The organism is Streptococcus phocae (assembly GCF_001302265.1).
Taxonomy (GTDB): Bacteria; Bacillota; Bacilli; order Lactobacillales; family Streptococcaceae; genus Streptococcus; species Streptococcus phocae.
In genome coordinates this window covers 1-1,851 of the sequence record NZ_LHQM01000087.1, presented here as the reverse complement: position 1 = coordinate 1,851, position 1,851 = coordinate 1, and the positions used below count along the sequence as shown (strand labels likewise).

Sequence of the window (1,851 nt, the reverse complement as noted above, 5' to 3'; positions counted from 1 at the left end):
TAATATTATTTAGGTTTATGTAAATCTCTTTTACCAAGGCAAGAAGATCCGTCTACTCAATCAACTTCTCTAACTTTTCTACAGCTCCTCTCATGGTGTCTTTTTGCTTCTTAATCACATGAAGATAGACCCGTTCAATCTCCTTAGAATCCTCTGAATGTCCAACAAACTCTCGAATGATGGGGAGGTCAATGCCTTCACTTGCCATAATAGAGATAAAGCTATGGCGGAACATATGGGGGATGACATGAATCGGTCTACCAAAATCTAGGAAGCTATCTATGCCCTTATAAGGCTTACCAGCTTTCTTGTTATACTTTGCTGACTCACTAGAACCACCTCTTAGGAATTGTGAAAGTTCGTTGTGATAAAGCGGAGAGCCTTGTCGATTACCTGCCCTAATATAGGTTCTAGTAAAGAGATATCCTAAATCTTGGTAAGTCGGGTTGAATTGAGCTTGGAACTTATTTCTATCAATGTAATGTCGCAAAATTTTCTCTACCTCAGGACTCATTGGAATTGTGCGGACACTTTCCTTGGTTTTAAGGTCTGCTCGATAGCGTTCTTTTTCGTCAAGATTAAGGGCTTCTATCACCTCATCTGACTTATTTTTACTTACCCTCTGCCAATGAACCTTTATCCACTTCTCCTCAAAATCAAGCATGTCCTCATTCAAGCCCAGAACCTCACTTGGTCGCATGCCTGTCTGGAAAATCATTCTCAACACATCTGCGATAAGTTGATTATCAGGTCGGTTAGTCCAGCTTTCTATCAGGCGGAGAACATAATTAACCTCACTTGCTTCAAGATATTTTTCCGCAATGTCTTCGCGTTTCTTGTCCTGCTCCTCACTCTTTGTCAGAACTCGCCTTTTAACTTTGTTGTTGGCAGTCGAGTCTTGTGTAAGAGTTATCTGTCCATTTTCAACTGACCAGTCAAAAATCATCTTAAGGTAGATATGCAGATTTCTCGCCATGTGCATAGAAGAAGCTTTGATAAGATTTTGAATTTTATCTGTCATAGAGTCAAATTTCGTAATGGACATTCTGGTATCAAAGTTCGGCTCAATATAGCGATTATAGATAGTAACCCTTGTTTTAATGATTGGACTGACTGGGCAGAAAAATAATCACGTGCTTTCGCGTGACTTTTGCGTGATTTTCGGTATCCTTTTAAAACTACCACTCAAAAACGCCTTAAAATCAAGCAAATTTGAATGTTTTCGAAAAAATTTTACGCGTGGTTTTCGCGTGATATCCTATAAATTGAGTTCTAAAAGTCAGGAGGCAAAGGTGTGAAATTAAAAATTGAAGGAAACGATTTAGAATACAAAAAGCCAAAAATGCACTTCCAGATTCTTTCTGGGAAACATATTCTGCTTTTGCTAATACCAACGGTGGAAAAATTATCTTAGGAATTGATGAAAAGAATGAAGACCCATATCAAGGAGTAAACGACCCTCAGAGAATTCGAGATAACCTATTTGCTTTAGTTGCAAATAAACAAAAAGTCAGCTGTAATTTGCTAACAGATAATGATATAGAGTACGTAAATATTCCTGATAAAAATCGTCAACTTATGATGATAACAATAAGAGAAGCCAGTAGTGACCAAAAACCTGTCCATCTTAAAAATGATTTTAGAGAATCGTACAAAAGGTTAGGCGAGGGCGATGTTAGACTTGATAAGGAAGAGTTAAAATATCTTATGGCAAGTTCTCATGATGATATTGATAGCGAACTCCTAACTAACTATGACGAAAGCGACCTCAATATTGAATCAATTAGGGAGTATAAAAAGCTATTAATTGAGTTGAGTGGAAATACTAAGTATACTCGTGGTACTAGTTAA

Annotated in this window: 2 protein-coding genes and 1 pseudogene; 1 reads left to right on the top strand and 2 read right to left on the bottom strand. The window is 37.4% G+C overall.

Annotated elements, in window-relative coordinates; all coding sequences use genetic code 11:
• Positions 1 to 52 precede the first annotated feature (52 nt).
• Both AKK44_RS08520 and AKK44_RS09415 read right to left on the bottom strand, forming a co-directional pair.
• Positions 53 to 1,102: pseudogene (locus AKK44_RS08520) on the bottom strand (tyrosine-type recombinase/integrase); the annotation flags it as partial.
• Positions 1,103 to 1,202: 100 nt separating this feature from the next.
• Complete coding sequence (locus AKK44_RS09415) at positions 1,203 to 1,340, bottom strand: accessory gene regulator B family protein (RefSeq protein WP_408022498.1); 138 nt, start codon at positions 1,338 to 1,340, stop codon at positions 1,203 to 1,205.
• A 64-nt stretch (positions 1,341 to 1,404) separates the two neighbouring features.
• Here AKK44_RS09415 and AKK44_RS09320 point away from each other — a divergent pair, with 64 nt between their 5' ends.
• Positions 1,405 to 1,851 carry a hypothetical protein gene (locus AKK44_RS09320; protein ID WP_408022497.1) on the top strand — a complete coding sequence of 149 codons (447 nt, stop codon included), beginning with the start codon at positions 1,405 to 1,407 and terminating at the stop codon, positions 1,849 to 1,851.